Genomic DNA, 16,128 nt, shown 5'->3' with positions numbered 1-16,128 from the left:
AGCGGAAGCCAGTGCACTTCCGGGCTGCGATTCTCCGCAGAATACGTCTACGTATTTTGCGGACATCCCACTAGTCGACCTTGAAAAAGGCCTTGCTGGCTGCGTTACAGACGGGACACTTGTCCGGTGCGTCGCCAGCTACGGTGTAGCCGCAGACCGAACAGACATGGTAGTCGGCATCGGGAAGAGCAGCGGGATCTTCCAGGGCCTTGGAATACAGTTCGGCGTGGATTTTTTCCACTTCGTTGGCATAGCGGAAGGAACGCACAGCCTGTTTGTTTCCTTCGGCTTCGGCCTGCTCAATCATGGGCGGGTACATGCTCTGAAACTCGTATTCCTCACCGCCCAGAGCTTCCTTGAGGTTTTCCTGCGTGGTGCCCACACCCTTGAGGACCTTCAGGTGCGTATGGGCGTGGATGGTTTCGGCTTCCGCCACGGCGCGGAACAGCTTGGCGACCTGGGGCAGCCCTTCTGCGTCGGCTTTGTCGGCAAAAGCAAGATATTTGCGGTTGGCCTGGGATTCACCAGCAAAGGCGTCCTTGAGATTCTTTTCCGTATTGCTCATTATCATTCTCCTTGTCGTTAGGATGTAACAAAGTACCGCATAACATATTCATACATGTTATGCACTCACACATCGGCTACAGCATTCGTAAACAGTGAAAAAAGAGTGTAAAACCCAGAGGTTCCTTCTGCCCGGCAAAGTACCACACCAACCAGGGCAGAAGGAACTCTTTCAATTATCCCGTAACCATACAAAAAATGGAAACGTTACGCTGCCACCACTCGTTCCCCAAACCCCTTAAATTCTGCGTTAAGGGGCCGGGACGAAAAATTAATGGCTTCCGGCCCTATCGAGGCATTTGCGGCAAATCCCCTTGAGGACGGCCTGCTTTTCCTGCACATGCCCGATGTTTCCCGCAGCATCGGGAAGCGCGACCCTTTCGAATTCGCTCCAGACGAAATCGTAAATGGTCTTGCACTCGGTGCATACGAAGTGATGGTGCGGCTCCAGCCCCGCGTCGTAACGGGCCTGTCCGGCTTCTGCCTGCACCCGAAAAATGAGACCGCACTTTTCAAAGGTGGTAAGAGTGCGGTAAACCGTGTCCAACGAAATGGTGGGTATGTCGCGACGCACGCGACCATGAACCATTTCGGCCGAGGGATGGTCTGTAGAACGTGCCAGATCCCTGAAAATGACCATACGTTGATGGGTCATTTTCAGGCCGTTATCACGGCAGGCACTTTCAAACCGTCGAATGCGACGATTGTAGACATCATCCGGTACAGTGATTAATTGCATATTTACCCCCGTAAACATCTTAAATAAGATTAATACCTAACCCCGAAGTTATGTCAAGCACTTCATTGCACATTTTTTTGATTTCATCCAACGTCACATCGAAGATATAGGTGGGAATATAAATGCAGACCCTTCTTTTTCTTGTTGGCCTGTTTATTCTGGTGAAGATCGCGGAAAAACGTATGTTTTCCACCATGGAAAAGGAACGCGCACGCAAGGGGGCGTTTTATCTCTGGCTGGCATACACGGCCTTTGGCCTGTACCTTATTTTCAAAGGCTATGGGGTGAGCTGATGTCTACGGAAAATGTACGGCGTTTTTTCACGGAACTCCCGGAAAACATGGAGCTGCGGGCCGATTTTGAGCAGGCCATGGATTTTTCCGCCGGACAATCCAAAGTGCTGGAGAACATTGTTCAGGTTGCGGAACGTCATGGGTTCGAGTTCACGGCAAGGGAATATGAGGCGGTTGCGGAAGAGCTGGCTGGACGCCCGAAAGACGCAGCAAAGCCCTGGTGGAGATTCTGGAAGTAGTGAACACAGCGTACACCAGTAAAGAAGCGTATGCTACGCCTTGGTGCCCATGCACACTTTGGGCATCATTGGGTCGCCTGCCGGGCAAAAACATTGCTGACCGTGTCCAAAAATTCCTCATCGGCAAAGGGTTTTTCCAGGGTTTCACACGCCCCCAACGATTTGGCATATCCAAGATACGTCAGGTCGCCGTCACTTCCACCACCGGAAATAGCCAGTATGGGACAGGAGATTCCAGACTCCTTGAAATGAATGATGATTTCAATGCCATCCATTTCGGGCATGAAAATATCCACAATCACCAGCTCGGGCTGACCATCGGCGTCCAGTCCGGCTAGTGCCTGCCTGCCGTTTTCGGCCTGGCGGACAGAATAGCCCTTTTCTTCCAAAAGAAAGCTCAGATACTGCCTGGTGACAGTATCATCTTCTACCAACAGTATATTTCGCATACCGTCCCCCAATTTAATATAGTTTGTAACACCACCTGATATACTAGGCAAAGAAGCTTTTCTTACTTAATATCTGGCACAAGATATACTGTTCTTCTATATATATTTTCTTATTTATAACATGACAAGTGAATACTCAAAAGAACAAGGCGGCAGGAAGGCTCTTCTCCGGTGCGGAGTACAGATATGTGCGGGGACTGGTTGTACCAACGAATTTATTCGTCTCAGGCTGCTGACAAAGGCACGATAGCGTCGTTGTTTCAAAAAACTCAAACCCTCGCGTATCAGAAAACTTGAGTTTTTTTTACGCCTTGTTCTCGTACCTTTTTGAGCAGCCTGACAGATTGGATTTTGTAAGCAATCTGCACGAATTTATTCGTATCTTTGCCGTCAACCGGCCCGGGATCAGAAAGCTGCCAGCCGCTGAACAAGCCATTGCTCGAAACCGCTTGCGCTCACCTGTACTGCCGAGTGGATCGGACAACAGGTAGTGGCCTCACGGTCCAACGTTTCCTCGTGCGGTACCGGGCCCAGGAACACCGGAGCCTCGCGTAAAAGGGCCGGAACATCCACCTGCATGGGCTGCAGCTGAAACAGATCCGGGCGGCACAGCAAAGCCAGCGCCATGGGGTCGTGCATGTGCGCCCCGGGCAAGCCGCGCACCTGTTCGGACCAGGTCACCCACGGGCGCACCTGTTGGACAAGCCAATCCAACCGCTTGCTGCCGACCTTACCCAGCAATTCCACATGCCCGGGCCGCAAAAAACCATGGCTCGTTACATTGACGGGCACCACAACCACGGGGATGCCGGATGAAAACACTTGGGCCGAGGCCTCGGGGTCGTACCAGGTATTGAAGCGCAACGCCTTGTCCCAGACGCTTTCGGGAATATCCGGCGTGGCAAACTCGGCCCGCATCTGGCCGGGCTTCCAGGGGAGGAACTGCCCGCCCATGTGAATAACCATTCTGATATGCCGGGCTACTTCGGGTGCTTTCCGCAGTGCCGCAGCCAGATTGGTCAGCGACCCGAGACTCAGGACAACCAACTCTCCAGCCGCTTTCCGGGCGGCCCGGATGATTGTTTCAGCGGCGTCGGGGAACACGGTTGGCGATGCGTCGACGAGTGCGTCTGGCATTGCAATGGGGCTGTCACCTGTTGTGCCCGAAACATCGTGGACTCTGTCCGCCAACGCGGCAAGCTCCGGGGAGTCGAGAAACTCGGGCCACAATTCCCGCCCCGCTCCCTGGGCATGCCGCGCCAAAAAGGCATGGTGGCCGTCCCTATTGCGATGTTCACGACACAATGGATATTCCTGCCCCACCCCGACCGGTATCTCGTCCCTGCCGCAGACATGCAGCAGTTTCCGGGAATTTCTCGCCGAGAACGCCGCACTGCAGTTTCCGGCGCAGCCGCATACGGCCACAACCTCCACTTCCGGGCTTGCCAGGGCAGCCGCAAGGGCCACGCCGTCGTCCACATCCGCCACAGGCGCGCCCATGGCATTGTCCGTGTCGATAAGCAGCGGCACAGGCTGCCGGAGCGAATGGAGCATTTCTTTAAATGATATCGTCATGTCCCGCAGGATACGGAACTTGCCGTCACGGGAACAGGACTTTTGCGCCTGAAGGCTGAGTAAGGGAGAAATGAAAAAAGCAGGCCGTCTGTCGGATTGGGGGGGTGCCGTCCGTCTTTGCAGGTAGGTTGGCGGGACAGACGGCCTGCTTGGGATCGACCTGGAGGAGGATACTGCAACAGGTTCGGCAGCGGTCAATCCTGGAAAGGAGTTACCATAAACATAGGTCCGATGAAAATACACTAAATCGTTAAAAAGTGTTAAAGCCGCCGATACCGACACGTCGCAACATTTTGGAATAATTTTATTTTACACACAAAATCCTTTCATTCAAATATGTAATCGGCCCTTTCATTTCCCTTCCGCAGCCTGGTACGAAAGGCCAAACGACATCTGCCCCCTTTCTTTTCAACAGCCTGCACACCTTTTCTCGTCCTCTCAAATACAGATTTTTTTCAATGACTTCCCACCCATTTCCCTGTCCCTCTATTGACAGGTACATTTCCCGTTGTTACCCGGCTTAAGACACCAGCAGAGGGCCGGAAATATGGATCTGACAGAACGCGAAATTACCATTCTTTCGACGATCACCCGCATCTACATAGAGCAGGGTATCCCGGTAGGGTCACGGACGGTGAGCAAAGAGTCCCGCCTGAACCTGTCCGCTGCGACCATTCGCAACGTCATGGCAGACCTGACCGACAAGGGCTATCTGGAACAGCCCCACACCTCGGCCGGACGCGTGCCCACCCAGGCGGGCTTCCGCTTCTATCTGGACCGCGTGGTCAACCTGAGTCCCCTGCCCGGCTCGGAAAAGAAGGTCATGCAGGCCCATTTGAGCAATGCCGGACTGGAAGTGACCGACCTGCTCCGTCATGCGGGCAAGACGCTCTCCAATCTGTCGCAACAGGTCAGCATGGTGCTCAGCCCCATGCACGGCAAAATGCGCTGGCGACAGGTGGAATTCGCCCTCATCAAACCTACCCTGGTCATGGTTGTAATCATCCTGCAGGGCGGCATCATTCAGAAGAAGCTCATCGAACTGGAACGCCCCGTATCCAGCGACGATCTGGTACGATTCTCCAATTATCTGAACGAAGCCTTCAAAGACATGACCATTTCCCAGGTCCGCCACAAGATTCTGCGCGAACTCGGCAATGCCACGCGCCAGCTTTCGGACTACCTGGGCACGGCCCTGCATTTGGTGAAGGAAACCGTGGACGCCCAGTGCGACCGCGAACTGTTTGTGGACGGCGCCCTGCGCGTTCTGCCCGGTCTGGATGCCCCGGCAGCCGCAGGCGAACTGATCTGTCTGCTGGAGGAACGCCAGACCCTGCTGGATATGCTGGAAAAGATCATGGAAGCATCGGACGGCGTGCTTGTGGCGCTGGGCAGCGAGGCCTCGCCCACGCTCACCGGGGTCAGCGTGATCGCCTCGCCCTATTCCTTCCGTGGCGAAACGCTGGGCATGGTGGGAGTCATCGGTCCGTTGCGTATGGATTACGCAGATGTGATGCCAAAGGTTGACTTTACAGCACAGATACTTACTCAAGTACTTCAAAAGCGATTTTAACGCCGCTTTGCTTCTGCTGCTCCATTCTTCAGACGGTTTTCCCCTGGAAATGGAGTTTTTTGCGAGCAAAGGCGGTTGAAAAGGGGTTTACATGAGCGGATCGAGCAAAGACGAAAAAGCACGCAAAAAAGGGCTGGAGGCATACGAAAATATGGCACGGGAAGACGTGGAAAACAAAACGCACGAAACCGAACCGGCCGATTTTGTAAACGTGAATATGGACGGCGAACAGGTGGAGGAAGTGGAACAGACTCCCGAAGAACGCGAAGCCGCCCTTATTTTTGCGCTCAAGGATGCGGAAAGTGAAAAGCTCCGCGCCATGGCCGAAATGGAAAACGTCAAGAAACGGCTCACCAAGGAAAAAGAGGAATTCATCAAGTACGCCAAGGAAAGCGTGCTGTGCGACATGCTTCCCATCCTGGACAACCTGGAGTTGGCTCTGGCGCACGATCCGGGCGACGCCTGCAAAAATTTCGTGCTTGGCGTGGACATGACCCGCAAAATTTTTCTGGACGCCCTGGCTGCGCACGACCTGACGCAGGTGGGCGAAGTGGGAGAGCCCTTCGACCCCAATTTCGCCGAAGCTCTGGGCGTGGACACCAACACCGACCTGCCCGACAACACCATCGCCCTCGTGATGCAAAAAGGCTATCGCCTGAAGGACAAAATCATACGTCCGGCCAAGGTGATGGTGGCAAAGTCCAAATAAAAAACGCAATTGCCCCTTTACTTGGGGAAAAGCGAACTTAAATTCTTTCCCGTAACAAATTTTTGACAACTATGCATGAGGAGGACCTTATATATGGGTAAAATCATAGGAATCGACCTGGGCACCACCAACTCCTGTGTCTACGTTATGGAAGGCAAGGAACCCAAGTGCGTGAGCAACCCCGAAGGCGGACGCACCACACCGTCTATCGTGGCTTTTACGGATAAGGAACGGCTGGTAGGTGAAATTGCCAAGCGTCAGAGCGTAACCAACCCCGAAAAGACTGTTTTCGCGGTCAAGCGTCTGATGGGTCGCAAGTTCGACTCTCCGCAGATCCAGAAATGGCTCAAGAGCTGCCCCTACAAGATTTCTTCCGGCAACGGCGGCGACGCAGCCGTGGAAATCGACGGCAAAAAATACAGCCCGCCTGAAGTTTCGGCCATGATCCTGCAGAAGCTGAAAAAGGACGCCGAAACCTACCTGGGCGAAACAGTGACCGAGGCGGTCATTACCGTCCCCGCATATTTCAACGACTCGCAGCGTCAGGCCACCAAGGACGCCGGTCGTATCGCAGGTCTGGACGTCAAGCGTATCATCAACGAGCCCACCGCGGCTTCGCTGGCCTACGGCTTCGACAAGAAGGCCAACCAGAAAATCGCGGTATTCGACCTCGGCGGCGGTACCTTTGATATCTCCATCCTGGAAGTAGGCGACAACGTTGTGGAAGTTCGTTCCACCAACGGCGACACCTTCCTGGGCGGCGAAGACTTCGACCACGCTATCATCGATTACCTGGTTGAAGAATTCAAAAAGGAAAACGGCATCGACCTTTCCCAGGACCGCATGGCCCTGCAGCGCCTGAAGGAATCCGCGGAAAAGGCCAAGAAGGAACTTTCCACGGCACAGGAAACCGAGGTGAACCTGCCGTTCATCACGGCCGACCAGACCGGGCCCAAGCACATGCTGGTCAAGATCAGCCGCTCCAAGCTGGAAGCCCTGGTAGGGCACCTGGTGGATCGCACCTCCGAGCCCTGTCGCAAGGCCCTGTCCGACGCCGGACTTTCCGCTGGCGAAATTGACGAAGTTGTCCTGGTGGGCGGCATGACCCGTATGCCCCTGGTCCAGAACAAGGTGGCGGAATTCTTCGGCAAGGAAGCCAACCGCAGCGTGAACCCGGACGAAGTTGTTGCCATGGGCGCTGCCATTCAGGGCGGCATCCTGGCCGGCGACGTCAAGGACGTGCTCCTGCTGGACGTTACCCCGCTTTCCCTGGGCATCGAAACCATGGGCGGCGTGTCCACCAAGCTCATCGATCGGAACACGACCATTCCGACCAAGAAGAGCCAGGTATTTACCACGGCGGCCGACAACCAGCCTTCCGTGTCCATCCACGTGCTGCAGGGCGAACGCCCCATGGCCGCGGACAACAAGACTCTGGGACGCTTTGAGCTGGTGGGTATTCCCCCGGCACCCCGCGGCGTACCGCAGGTTGAAGTTACTTTCGACATCGACGCCAACGGCATCGTGAACGTATCCGCCAAGGATATGGGCACGGGTAAGGAACAGTCCATCCAGATCACTTCGTCCAGCGGCCTGTCCGAAGACGAAATCCAGAATCTGATCAAGGACGCCGAAGCCCACGCCGAAGACGACAAGAAGAAGCAGGAACTCATCGAAGTGCGCAACCAGGCAGACAGCCTGATCTACACCAGCGAAAAGTCCCTGCGCGACCTTGGCGACAAGGTGGACGCCGCACTCAAGAGCGACGTGGAATCCAAGATCGAGGACCTCAAGAAGGCCCTTGAAAGCGACGACTCCGCCACCATCAAGGCCGCCAGCGATGCTCTGGCACAGGCTTCCCACAAGCTGGCCGAACAGCTCTACGCCCAGAAGCAGGGCGGACAGTCCGACGGACAGGCTGAAGGACAGCCCGGCGCCGGTGCGCAGCAGGCCTCCGGAGCCGCAGACGAAGACGTCGTGGACGCGGATTACACCGAGGTAAAGAACGATTAGTTCATAGCCCGGTCCCTTCCGAGCCCAATCTTGCATTGCGCGAAGAACATGCGTAGTTTTGGCCTGGCCCCGCAATGGGGCCAGGCTTTTTTTTTACCCTGCGAGCGTGAGCAAGACCATGCAAAATACCTGTTTATCATTACGTCGCACCACGGCGCGTCGAGTTGGCCTGTTTACTGGCGTACTTCTCTGCGTGCTGCTGATTCTGGTGCTGGCGGGATGTGAAAAGAAAATCATAGGGCCCGGCATTGCCCGCCCCGAAGTACGGGACGTGAGCACGCCCAAGCTGGTTCAGGAAGCCGACGATGCCTGGCAGAACAAGGACTGGGCCCGCAGTGAGCTGTTTTACGAACGGCTGCTGCAACGCCCCGACCTTGAACCCTCTGTCATGCCGTTGGCCCATCAGCGGTTCACCATCAGCACGCTGAACGCGCGCCATTTCCACCGGGCGCTACAGGCTTGCGAAGTTTGGGGCAAAGCCGTCCCTCAGGTCCGGCTGTCCTGGGCTCCCTGGTATTCCACTCAGCTGGCCGCCCATGTCGCGCTCAAGGATATTTCCGGTGCACGCCTTTTTCTGGGCAACACCATGGCCGACGCCACCCTGCCCGAGGGTATTCGCACGCAATCCGTGAACTCGCTCTTCGACGTCAACAGCCTTGCAATGGAAAGCGCCTGGGAATTCGCCCGTTTTCTCAATCCGCTGCACGCAAAGCTGCCCGACGACGCCGTCAAGGCCCGGCTGGAAGCCGATACCCTTACCTGGATGGAATCTCTGGACAACTCTGCCCTGGACGAAATCCTTCAGGCCGGGGGCAAGGACAACGAAAACGTCTTTCCCTATTCCGTGTCCCGTTTTGAAAGCGCCTGGCGAAAGGCGGACAAGTCCGTCAAAATTTGGCCCACAGCCTATCGGCAGATGCGCCAGGCCGTTACCCAGGGCGGTTTGTACGACAGCACGCCCCTGAACCAACGGTTGAAAATATTGGAAGACCGCTACGGCCTTCCCAGAACCGGCTTGGTTCTGGCCCTTCCCCTGTCCGGAAAATTCGCCGCCATCGGTTGGAAAATCCTCAAGGGTGCCGGACTGGCCCAATGGCTCATGCTCAAGCAGGGCGTGGAAATCGAAGTGCGGGCCGTGAACACCGACGTTCCCGGCTGGACCGACGAGTTGGCCACCCTTCCACCGTCTTTCGGCGCGGTCGGCGGCCCCATTCGCAAAGAAGCTTTCCAGGCTGCGGTCAAAGCCAACCTTACAGGCGAACGCCCGTTTTTCACCTTTATGCCCTCGCTTGGCGAATGGACCGAAGGCCAAGACGCCTGGCGCTTTTTCGGCAGCCCGCAGGACCAGGTCCGCTCCCTGGTGCGCCTTTCCGTTGAACGGCTCGGCATCAAGGACTTCGCCATTGTCTATCCCGAAGAAACCTTCGGACACCGCATGTCCGAGATTTTCTGGAAGGAAGCCGAAGCCGCTGGCGGACAGGTGACCGGCATAGCCGGGTACCCGCCCAAAGACCCCACCAAATGGGGAGCCAGCGTGGGCAAACTGTTGCAGGTTCCGCCCAAGACGGACAGCGAACCCAGCTTGCAGCAGCTGGCCGCCATGGACAACGCCACAGATTATTCGGGACGCAAAAAGCCCGATTTCCAGGCTGTATTTCTGCCCGACGGATGGGCCCAGGCAAGCATCCTGGCCCCGCAGTTCTTCTTCTTTGAGGAAGACCGCATGGTCCTGCTCGGCCCGGCGCTTTGGAGCCAGGCCCTGACCAGCAAATCCCAGAACGATGCCACAGGCGTTGAAGATACCTACTTCAAGCTGGCGGTCTGCCCCGGTGCATGGTGGCCGGAAAGCCACACCCCGGGCATGACGGCCCTGCGGTCCGGCATGGACGAGGCAGGACTGGGCACCCCGGATTTCTGGATCGCCCTGGGCTTCGACTTTGTCCGCTTTGCCACCCGCCTGGGACAGATTCCCAAGAATGCGGGAGCGGCTGTGGTCAACGCCAGGCTTGCCAATGCCGACCAGATGGATTGGAGCCTCGCCCCCATGACCTGGGACGACGAAGGCCGGGCCAGCCAGTGGTACTATCTGTTCCAGCCCCATTCCGACGGTCTGCGCGTTGTGGACCCGGAACAGCTGCGCCTGCGTACCGAACGCATGTCCAGACTGCATGAACAGCGGGAGCAGATCCGCCGACAGAACCGCATAAACGAACTCACGGGCGGCAACGCCACCAGCGCGGCCCCAGCCCCCGGCAGTCAGAATTTAAGTCAACTCAGCGGGGACCTCACCCCGACCACCGGAGCTATTCAATGACAATATCTGCTGAAGACGTGGCCAAGATTGCGCTTTTGGCCCGCCTGGAACTGGACGAGGAAACTTCGGCCCTGTACGCGGGGCAGCTCGGGGACGTTCTGGAATACATGAACACCCTCAACGCCCTGGACACCAAGGATGTGGAGCCTCTGTACAGCCCGGCGGAACAAACCACGGTCCTGCGCCAGGACGTGGCACGCAAAACCAACAAACGGGAAGACGTATTGGCAAATGCCCCGGAAAACGACGGCACGTTCTTCATCGTTCCCAAAATAGTGTAAGGCCACTCCATGCAAGACATTACATCCAAAACGCTCATCGAAGTACGCGATCTTCTGGCCAAAGGCGAACTTACCGCGGAACAGGCCGTGCAGTCCTGCCTCGACTCCATCGACGCCACCGAGCCCAAGATCAACGCCCTGCTGCACGTCGCCAGGGACACCGCCCTGGCAACAGCCAAGGCAATGGACCAGGCCGGGTACGATCCGGAAAAGCCCCTGTGGGGCGTGCCGGTCATCATCAAGGATGCCCTCACCACCAAGGACATGCCCACCACCTGCGGCTCGCGCATTCTGGAAAATTTCAATCCGCCTTTCGATGCCACCGCCGTGGACAAGCTGCGCCAGGCCGGAGCCATCGTCATTGCCAAGGCCAACATGGACGAATTCGCCATGGGCTCCTCCACGGAGAACTCGGCCTACAAGACCACGTCCAATCCCTGGGATCTGAGCCGGGTGCCCGGCGGTTCCAGCGGTGGTTCGGGAGCCTGCGTTTCTGCAGGACAATGTTTCGGCGCGCTGGGCACGGATACCGGCGGTTCCATCCGCCTGCCCGCCTCCTTTTGCGGCTGCGTGGGCATAAAGCCCACCTACGGACGTGTCTCCCGCTACGGTCTGGTGGCCTACGGCTCTTCCCTGGACCAGATCGGCCCCATGGCCCGCAGCGTGGAAGACGTGGCCCTGATGCTGCAAGCCATTTCCGGCCATGATCCCAAGGATTCCACCAGCGCCGACACCCCGGTCCCCGACTTTGTGGCTGCCGCACAGGCAGGGAGCCTGGAAGGTCTGCGCATCGGCCTGCCCGAAGAATACTGGAATAATGCCGACCATAAAGGCGGAATCGACTCCGAAGTTCTCGATGCCTGCCGCGCCGCCATTACCGCAGCGGAAAAGCTCGGCGCCACCACCGTGCCCGTTTCCCTGCCGCACACCAAGTACGCCATTGCGGCCTACTATATCATCGCCATGGCCGAAGCCAGCTCCAACCTGGCCCGTTTCGACGGCGTGCGCTACGGCTTTCGCGACAAGGACGCCTCCACTCTGTTGGAGATGTACCGCTCCTCGCGCACCAAGGGGTTTGGCGACGAGGTCAAGCGCCGCATCATCATCGGCACCTATGTGCTTTCCAGCGGCTACTACGATGCCTACTACCGCAAGGCCGCACAGGTTCGCCGCCTTATCCGCGACGACTTTCAAAAGGCCTATGAGCAATGCGACGTGATCGCCGGGCCCAGCTGCCCGACCACGGCCTTCCCCGTGGGGCAGATGACCGCCGATCCGCTGCAGATGTATCTCATGGATATCTTCACCATCTCCCTGAACCTGGCCGGACTGCCGGGCATGAGCCTGCCCGTCGGCCTCGGGGCCGACTCCAACATGCCCGTGGGCCTGCAGCTCTTTGGACCGGCTTTCGGCGAAGAGCAGCTGCTGCGCACTGCTGCTTCCTTGGAAAAGGAAATCGGGGTGTTAGGGAAGCCCAACGGTTTGGTGGGCTAGGCCGCGCGATTTTTGATCCCGGCTTCGTTGCTGCGGTATTTCTCATCGCGGGCCGTATAAGTTATACTGTCCACGCTCGATAAATACCGCAGCGCCTCGCCGGGAAACAAAACTTACACGGCCTAAAAAAAGTTACTCTTCGGAAATCTGGTCGCGGAAAATACTCCGCCTAAATATTTTTCCCAATTGCTCAATAAATAAAAATTTCTGGAAAGGGGAGCGCGAGGGGGAGAACCTCTTTTAAGAGGTTTCCCCCTCGCTCCTCTTCTTCATCCCCAACCCCCAACTTTACCCGGGAATAAATCTGTAGCAGTATTTCCTGATACGCGAGGATTTGCAGTTTTTTGCAGCAACGAAGCTATCGTGCTTTTTTCAACAGCCTGGAATTTCCAGCAAGCGTTTCCCCTTAAAGAATTCCCTCTATGACGAACAATGTAGCAGTAGCCATAAGCGGCGGCCGAGACAGCATGCTGGCATTATCCCTTTTGCGCGAGCAGGGATGGAATGTTGTGGCTTTGCATGCCTTTTTCATGAAGCCGAACGACAGGCTGCGCTCTGTCGCGGCCAAGCTGGAAGAGTCGTGCCGTTCCTTGTCTGTGCCGCTGCATGTAGTGGATTTAAGTGTGGAATTCGAACGCCTGGTGGTGCAGCCTTTCATGGACGACTACGTGCATGGCCGCACCCCCAACCCGTGCGCCCTGTGCAACCGGCACATGAAATTCGGCCTGTTGATGGATGCGGCGCAAAAGGCCGGAGCGGACAGAATTGCCACGGGCCATTACGCCCGGCTGGAAGAGCACCCGGAGGTGGGCACGGTTCTGCGTAGCGGGCTGGATCACACCAAGGATCAGAGCTATTTCCTGGCCCTTGTTCCGCAACATGCCCTGGCAAAGGCTCTTTTCCCCCTGGCCGACTGGCACAAGGCGGATGTTATGGACGAGCTGGACTCGCGCCGACTGCCGCCCCCCCTGCCGTCGGAAAGCCAGGAAGTCTGTTTTGTGCCGAACGACGATTACAAGGCATTTTTACAGATGCGCAACGCCCCCCTGGGTGGTCCCGGACCGGTCGTTCTGCTGGATGGAACACCTGTGGGACGTCACCAGGGCCTTTGGCGCTACACCCTGGGCCAGCGCAAAGGGCTGGGCATTGCATGGAAACACCCGCTTTACGTGGTACGCAAGGAGATGGCGCGCAATACCCTTGTGATGGGAACGGACGAGGAAATGCGGCGCACTTCATGCCGCGTGGGGCAGCTCAACATGCTGGTTCCGCCGGAACACTGGCCCGAAGCTTTGCTGGCCAAAACACGCTACAGGCAACGGCCTTGCCCGGCAAAGGTGGAGCTGCACGAAGACTGGATGGAACTGCACTTTGCACGGCCGGAGTTCCCGCCCACTTCGGGACAGGTGGCTGCATTGTATACGGAAGACGGGATGATTTTGGCAGGCGGCGTCATAGAGGAAACACCGACAGCCCCCAAATAGGCTGAAATGATAGACGGGAAATTATAAACGGAAAATTTCTGACAGAAGAGGCAAGCTCCCTCTTCTCCTGCACGTGCCGTCAAGCGACGCTACAGCTGCGATCCGATCACCGCGGCGGTTTCCAGCACAATGGGAGCCAGTTCGCTCTCCACCCTTTCCACCGACCATTCCGAATACCTGGCCGAGATATAGACCGACGCCCTCGGCACTCCCAACACGTCGCGCACCGGCGCGGACACGGCGATTTCCCCAAGCAGCTGTTCCTGCAGGGAAATACAGTAGCCCTTGGCCCGCACCCTGGCCACTTCCAGCATGTTGTCTTCCAGGCCGGTAATGGTGTGAGGCGTTATGGGACTGCGGTCGGACCGCTCCAGAATGTCGCGCACCTGTCCGTCGTCCAGGCAGGAAAGAAAAGCTCTGCCGCCGCAGAATGCGGGAACACGACGCCCGGGCAGGGTGCCTTCCAGCAGCAGCAATTGCTGCGGAAAACGAATGAGGTAGATGATGGTGGTATCGTACAGCGTACCCAGATAAACCGAGTTGCCGCTGCGTTCCCTGGCGTCCAGAAGATACGGGGTGGCGACTTCGACCAGCCGCTCTCCTTTAAGGAAATTGTACCCCAGGCTCATGACCTTGGGCGTAAGACTGAACCGTTTGGTGAGCTGGTCCTTGGAAAGGTATCCCAAGGTCTCCCAGGTATGGAGAAATCGCTGCACGGCGCTTCGGTTAAGGCCGGTAAGCTCCACAAGGTCGGTCAGCCCCAGGCTTTTGTGGCCGTGGTTGAATGCTTCCAAGAGCAGCATTCCACGTTCCAAAGAAGCCACAAACAACGGATTGTCTTTTTTCTTTTTCGCGTCATCCACCATGAAAATGTCGTCTCGCCATTCAGATAGGTTGCAACAAGGTCTGGGAAATCTCTTCGCAGAAGGCCCCTCAAAAAGGCACAGATGCTTCCATCGGAAACAACGGATTATTTGGACGCACGACTAAAAAAATCGGGCACTTGCGCCAGCATAATATCTATGTATACACAATATTATGACAAATTTCATCATTTTTGATTAAAAAATCATACTTGACGTTGGTTTACAACATCGTTAAATTGTATATAAATATCAAGTATTGCCATACGATCTTTTGCCAAAGGACGTAAATTATGTCTCGCACCGAAGCCATCTGGGCGGAAATAGATCTTTCCGCCATCCGTCACAATTTCCGGCAGGTTGCCGACACCGTCGCCCCAAAGACCAAGGTCATGGCCGTGGTCAAAGCCGACGCCTACGGCCATGGTGCCGTTCCGGTTGCCAAGGCTGTCATCACGGAAGGCGCCGCCTTTCTGGGCGTTGCCCGCCTTTGTGAAGCCATTGCCCTGCGCGATGCCGACATCGAAACTCCCATTCTTATCCTTGGCTACACGCCCCCTTCCCAGGCCCAGGTACTGGGCAGCAACAACATCACACAGGCGGTCTATTCCCTGGAATACGCCCACCTTCTGGAAGAAGAGGCTGCCAAGGCAGGCTGTACCGTACAGGCCCACCTGAAGGTGGACTCGGGCATGGGCCGCATTGGCCTTCTGCCCCCGGAAAACAACGGCCCGCAAAATTTCCCTGATATTTTGCAAGAGCTCAGGCAGCTGAAACATCTGCACTTTGACGGCTTGTTTACGCATTTTGCCTCAAGCGACAGTCAAAACCTGACCAACGCCCGCCGCCAACTGGATATTTTCAAGAAAGCCCTGCGTCATTGTGAAGACGCGGGGTTTTCTTTTTCCTGGGTGCATGCATCCAACAGCGCGGCCGTGATGACACTGCCCGACGCCCGTTTCGACATGGTACGCCTGGGCATAAGCCTGTACGGGCTGTATCCTTCCAATGAAGTCGACAAAAGCGTTCTCGACCTTCGCCCCGCCATGTCCATCAAAGCACGGCTGGCCCACATAAAGCGTGTTCCGGCCGGTGTACCCGTCAGCTACGGCCACACCTACACCACGAATGCGGAAACCACCATCGGAACCGTGCCCGTGGGCTATGCCGACGGCTACGACAGGCTGCTTTCCAACCCCAATGCCATAGACGGCAAGGGCGGCATGATGCTGGTGGGAGGCAAGCGCGTTCCCGTGGTGGGACGGGTTTGCATGGACCAGACAATGATCGATCTCAGCGCTGTTCCCAATGCCGCCATAGAGGATGAAGTCGTCCTGTTGGGCAGGCAGGGGGATGAAGAATATTCGGCCGACGAATGGGCCGAGCGCCTGAAGACCATCAACTACGAGGTCGTGTCACGGCTTATGCCCCGAGTGAAACGTATCTACGTAGGCTGAAACGTATCTACATGGACTGACCAGTAAAAATCAAAAGAGTGCCCTGCCCGGCATTTGTCGGGCTGATTTGTTCAAGGTTTG

The 16,128-nt window shown here is 56.7% G+C and carries 15 protein-coding genes; 10 read left to right on the top strand and 5 right to left on the bottom strand.

What is annotated here, in order from left to right:
• Nucleotides 1-70: 70 nt before the first annotated feature.
• Both ACI0FJ_RS19015 and ACI0FJ_RS19010 read right to left on the bottom strand, forming a co-directional pair.
• A complete protein-coding gene (locus ACI0FJ_RS19015) occupies nt 71-565 on the bottom strand; it encodes a rubrerythrin family protein (protein ID WP_424306064.1) in 495 nt (164 codons plus the stop codon).
• A 270-nt stretch (nt 566-835) separates the two neighbouring features.
• Entirely contained in the window at nt 836-1,303 is a 468-nt protein-coding gene (locus ACI0FJ_RS19010; RefSeq protein WP_424306062.1) for a Fur family transcriptional regulator, read from the bottom strand.
• Nucleotides 1,304-1,425: 122 nt separating this feature from the next.
• Here ACI0FJ_RS19010 and ACI0FJ_RS19005 point away from each other — a divergent pair, with 122 nt between their 5' ends.
• Both ACI0FJ_RS19005 and ACI0FJ_RS19000 read left to right on the top strand, forming a co-directional pair.
• Nucleotides 1,426-1,596, top strand: a complete 171-nt coding sequence (locus ACI0FJ_RS19005; protein WP_424306061.1) for a hypothetical protein — start codon at nt 1,426-1,428, stop codon at nt 1,594-1,596.
• Nucleotides 1,596-1,835 carry a Nif11-like leader peptide family natural product precursor gene (locus ACI0FJ_RS19000; RefSeq protein WP_424306059.1) on the top strand — a complete coding sequence of 80 codons (240 nt, stop codon included), beginning with the start codon at nt 1,596-1,598 and terminating at the stop codon, nt 1,833-1,835. The genes ACI0FJ_RS19005 and ACI0FJ_RS19000 overlap by 1 nt, the downstream gene beginning before the upstream one ends.
• A gap of 65 nt (nt 1,836-1,900) precedes the next feature.
• Here the strand turns inward: ACI0FJ_RS19000 and ACI0FJ_RS18995 are convergent, their stop codons facing one another.
• Together ACI0FJ_RS18995 and ACI0FJ_RS18990 are read right to left on the bottom strand one after the other, a co-directional pair.
• Nucleotides 1,901-2,284, bottom strand: a complete 384-nt coding sequence (locus tag ACI0FJ_RS18995) for a response regulator transcription factor (protein ID WP_424306057.1) — start codon at nt 2,282-2,284, stop codon at nt 1,901-1,903.
• Nucleotides 2,285-2,689: 405 nt separating this feature from the next.
• Nucleotides 2,690-3,859, bottom strand: a complete 1,170-nt coding sequence (locus ACI0FJ_RS18990) for a nucleoside hydrolase (RefSeq protein WP_424306055.1) — start codon at nt 3,857-3,859, stop codon at nt 2,690-2,692.
• 547 nt (nt 3,860-4,406) lie between these two features.
• Here ACI0FJ_RS18990 and hrcA point away from each other — a divergent pair.
• From hrcA to mnmA, 7 genes are all read left to right on the top strand, one after another.
• A complete protein-coding gene (gene hrcA, locus ACI0FJ_RS18985; protein WP_424306053.1) occupies nt 4,407-5,432 on the top strand; it encodes a heat-inducible transcriptional repressor HrcA in 1,026 nt (341 codons plus the stop codon).
• Between the two features lie 91 nt (nt 5,433-5,523).
• Nucleotides 5,524-6,141 (top strand): nucleotide exchange factor GrpE, encoded by a 618-nt coding sequence (locus ACI0FJ_RS18980; RefSeq protein WP_424306051.1) that lies wholly within the window; start codon nt 5,524-5,526, stop codon nt 6,139-6,141.
• Nucleotides 6,142-6,234: 93 nt separating this feature from the next.
• Entirely contained in the window at nt 6,235-8,154 is a 1,920-nt protein-coding gene (gene dnaK, locus ACI0FJ_RS18975) for a molecular chaperone DnaK (RefSeq protein ID WP_424306049.1), read from the top strand.
• 118 nt (nt 8,155-8,272) lie between these two features.
• On the top strand, nt 8,273-10,468 hold the full coding sequence (locus tag ACI0FJ_RS18970) for a penicillin-binding protein activator (RefSeq protein WP_424306047.1): 2,196 nt from the start codon (nt 8,273-8,275) through the stop codon (nt 10,466-10,468).
• Nucleotides 10,465-10,749, top strand: a complete 285-nt coding sequence (gene gatC, locus ACI0FJ_RS18965) for an Asp-tRNA(Asn)/Glu-tRNA(Gln) amidotransferase subunit GatC (protein ID WP_424306045.1) — start codon at nt 10,465-10,467, stop codon at nt 10,747-10,749. Before ACI0FJ_RS18970 ends, gatC begins: the two co-directional genes overlap by 4 nt.
• A 9-nt stretch (nt 10,750-10,758) precedes the next feature.
• A complete protein-coding gene (gene gatA / locus ACI0FJ_RS18960) occupies nt 10,759-12,243 on the top strand; it encodes an Asp-tRNA(Asn)/Glu-tRNA(Gln) amidotransferase subunit GatA (protein ID WP_424306043.1) in 1,485 nt (494 codons plus the stop codon).
• Nucleotides 12,244-12,665: 422 nt separating this feature from the next.
• Entirely contained in the window at nt 12,666-13,727 is a 1,062-nt protein-coding gene (gene mnmA, locus ACI0FJ_RS18955; protein WP_424306041.1) for a tRNA 2-thiouridine(34) synthase MnmA, read from the top strand.
• An 89-nt stretch (nt 13,728-13,816) separates the two neighbouring features.
• On the opposite strand, the gene ACI0FJ_RS18950 is transcribed toward mnmA, so the two are convergent.
• The gene (locus tag ACI0FJ_RS18950) at nt 13,817-14,593 is read right to left on the bottom strand and encodes an IclR family transcriptional regulator (protein ID WP_424306039.1); all 777 of its coding nucleotides are present in this window, start codon (nt 14,591-14,593) and stop codon (nt 13,817-13,819) included.
• Nucleotides 14,594-14,883: 290 nt separating this feature from the next.
• Here ACI0FJ_RS18950 and alr point away from each other — a divergent pair, with 290 nt between their 5' ends.
• A complete protein-coding gene (alr, locus tag ACI0FJ_RS18945; protein ID WP_424306037.1) occupies nt 14,884-16,047 on the top strand; it encodes an alanine racemase in 1,164 nt (387 codons plus the stop codon).
• The last annotated feature ends 81 nt before the right edge of the window (nt 16,048-16,128 follow it).

The organism is Desulfovibrio sp. 7SRBS1, from assembly GCF_049723905.1.
Classification (GTDB): Bacteria; Desulfobacterota; Desulfovibrionia; order Desulfovibrionales; family Desulfovibrionaceae.
Note: the sequence above shows the minus strand (reverse complement) of the source record. Positions and strands in the feature narration are given on the sequence as shown.

Excerpts from the sequence above, each read along its gene's own strand:
- ACI0FJ_RS19015 (WP_424306064.1), bottom strand. The coding sequence starts at position 565 with ATGAGCAATACGGAAAAGAATCTCAAGGACGCCTTTGCTGGTGAATCC.
- ACI0FJ_RS18980 (WP_424306051.1), top strand. The coding sequence starts at position 5,524 with ATGAGCGGATCGAGCAAAGACGAAAAAGCACGCAAAAAAGGGCTGGAG.
- hrcA (WP_424306053.1), top strand. The coding sequence starts at position 4,407 with ATGGATCTGACAGAACGCGAAATTACCATTCTTTCGACGATCACCCGC.
- ACI0FJ_RS18990 (WP_424306055.1), bottom strand. The coding sequence starts at position 3,859 with ATGACGATATCATTTAAAGAAATGCTCCATTCGCTCCGGCAGCCTGTG.
- gatC (WP_424306045.1), top strand. The coding sequence starts at position 10,465 with ATGACAATATCTGCTGAAGACGTGGCCAAGATTGCGCTTTTGGCCCGC.
- ACI0FJ_RS18970 (WP_424306047.1), top strand. The coding sequence starts at position 8,273 with ATGCAAAATACCTGTTTATCATTACGTCGCACCACGGCGCGTCGAGTT.
- ACI0FJ_RS19005 (WP_424306061.1), top strand. The coding sequence starts at position 1,426 with ATGCAGACCCTTCTTTTTCTTGTTGGCCTGTTTATTCTGGTGAAGATC.
- gatA (WP_424306043.1), top strand. The coding sequence starts at position 10,759 with ATGCAAGACATTACATCCAAAACGCTCATCGAAGTACGCGATCTTCTG.
- ACI0FJ_RS19000 (WP_424306059.1), top strand. The coding sequence starts at position 1,596 with ATGTCTACGGAAAATGTACGGCGTTTTTTCACGGAACTCCCGGAAAAC.
- dnaK (WP_424306049.1), top strand. The coding sequence starts at position 6,235 with ATGGGTAAAATCATAGGAATCGACCTGGGCACCACCAACTCCTGTGTC.
- alr (WP_424306037.1), top strand. The coding sequence starts at position 14,884 with ATGTCTCGCACCGAAGCCATCTGGGCGGAAATAGATCTTTCCGCCATC.
- mnmA (WP_424306041.1), top strand. The coding sequence starts at position 12,666 with ATGACGAACAATGTAGCAGTAGCCATAAGCGGCGGCCGAGACAGCATG.
- ACI0FJ_RS19010 (WP_424306062.1), bottom strand. The coding sequence starts at position 1,303 with ATGCAATTAATCACTGTACCGGATGATGTCTACAATCGTCGCATTCGA.
- ACI0FJ_RS18950 (WP_424306039.1), bottom strand. The coding sequence starts at position 14,593 with ATGGTGGATGACGCGAAAAAGAAAAAAGACAATCCGTTGTTTGTGGCT.
- ACI0FJ_RS18995 (WP_424306057.1), bottom strand. The coding sequence starts at position 2,284 with ATGCGAAATATACTGTTGGTAGAAGATGATACTGTCACCAGGCAGTAT.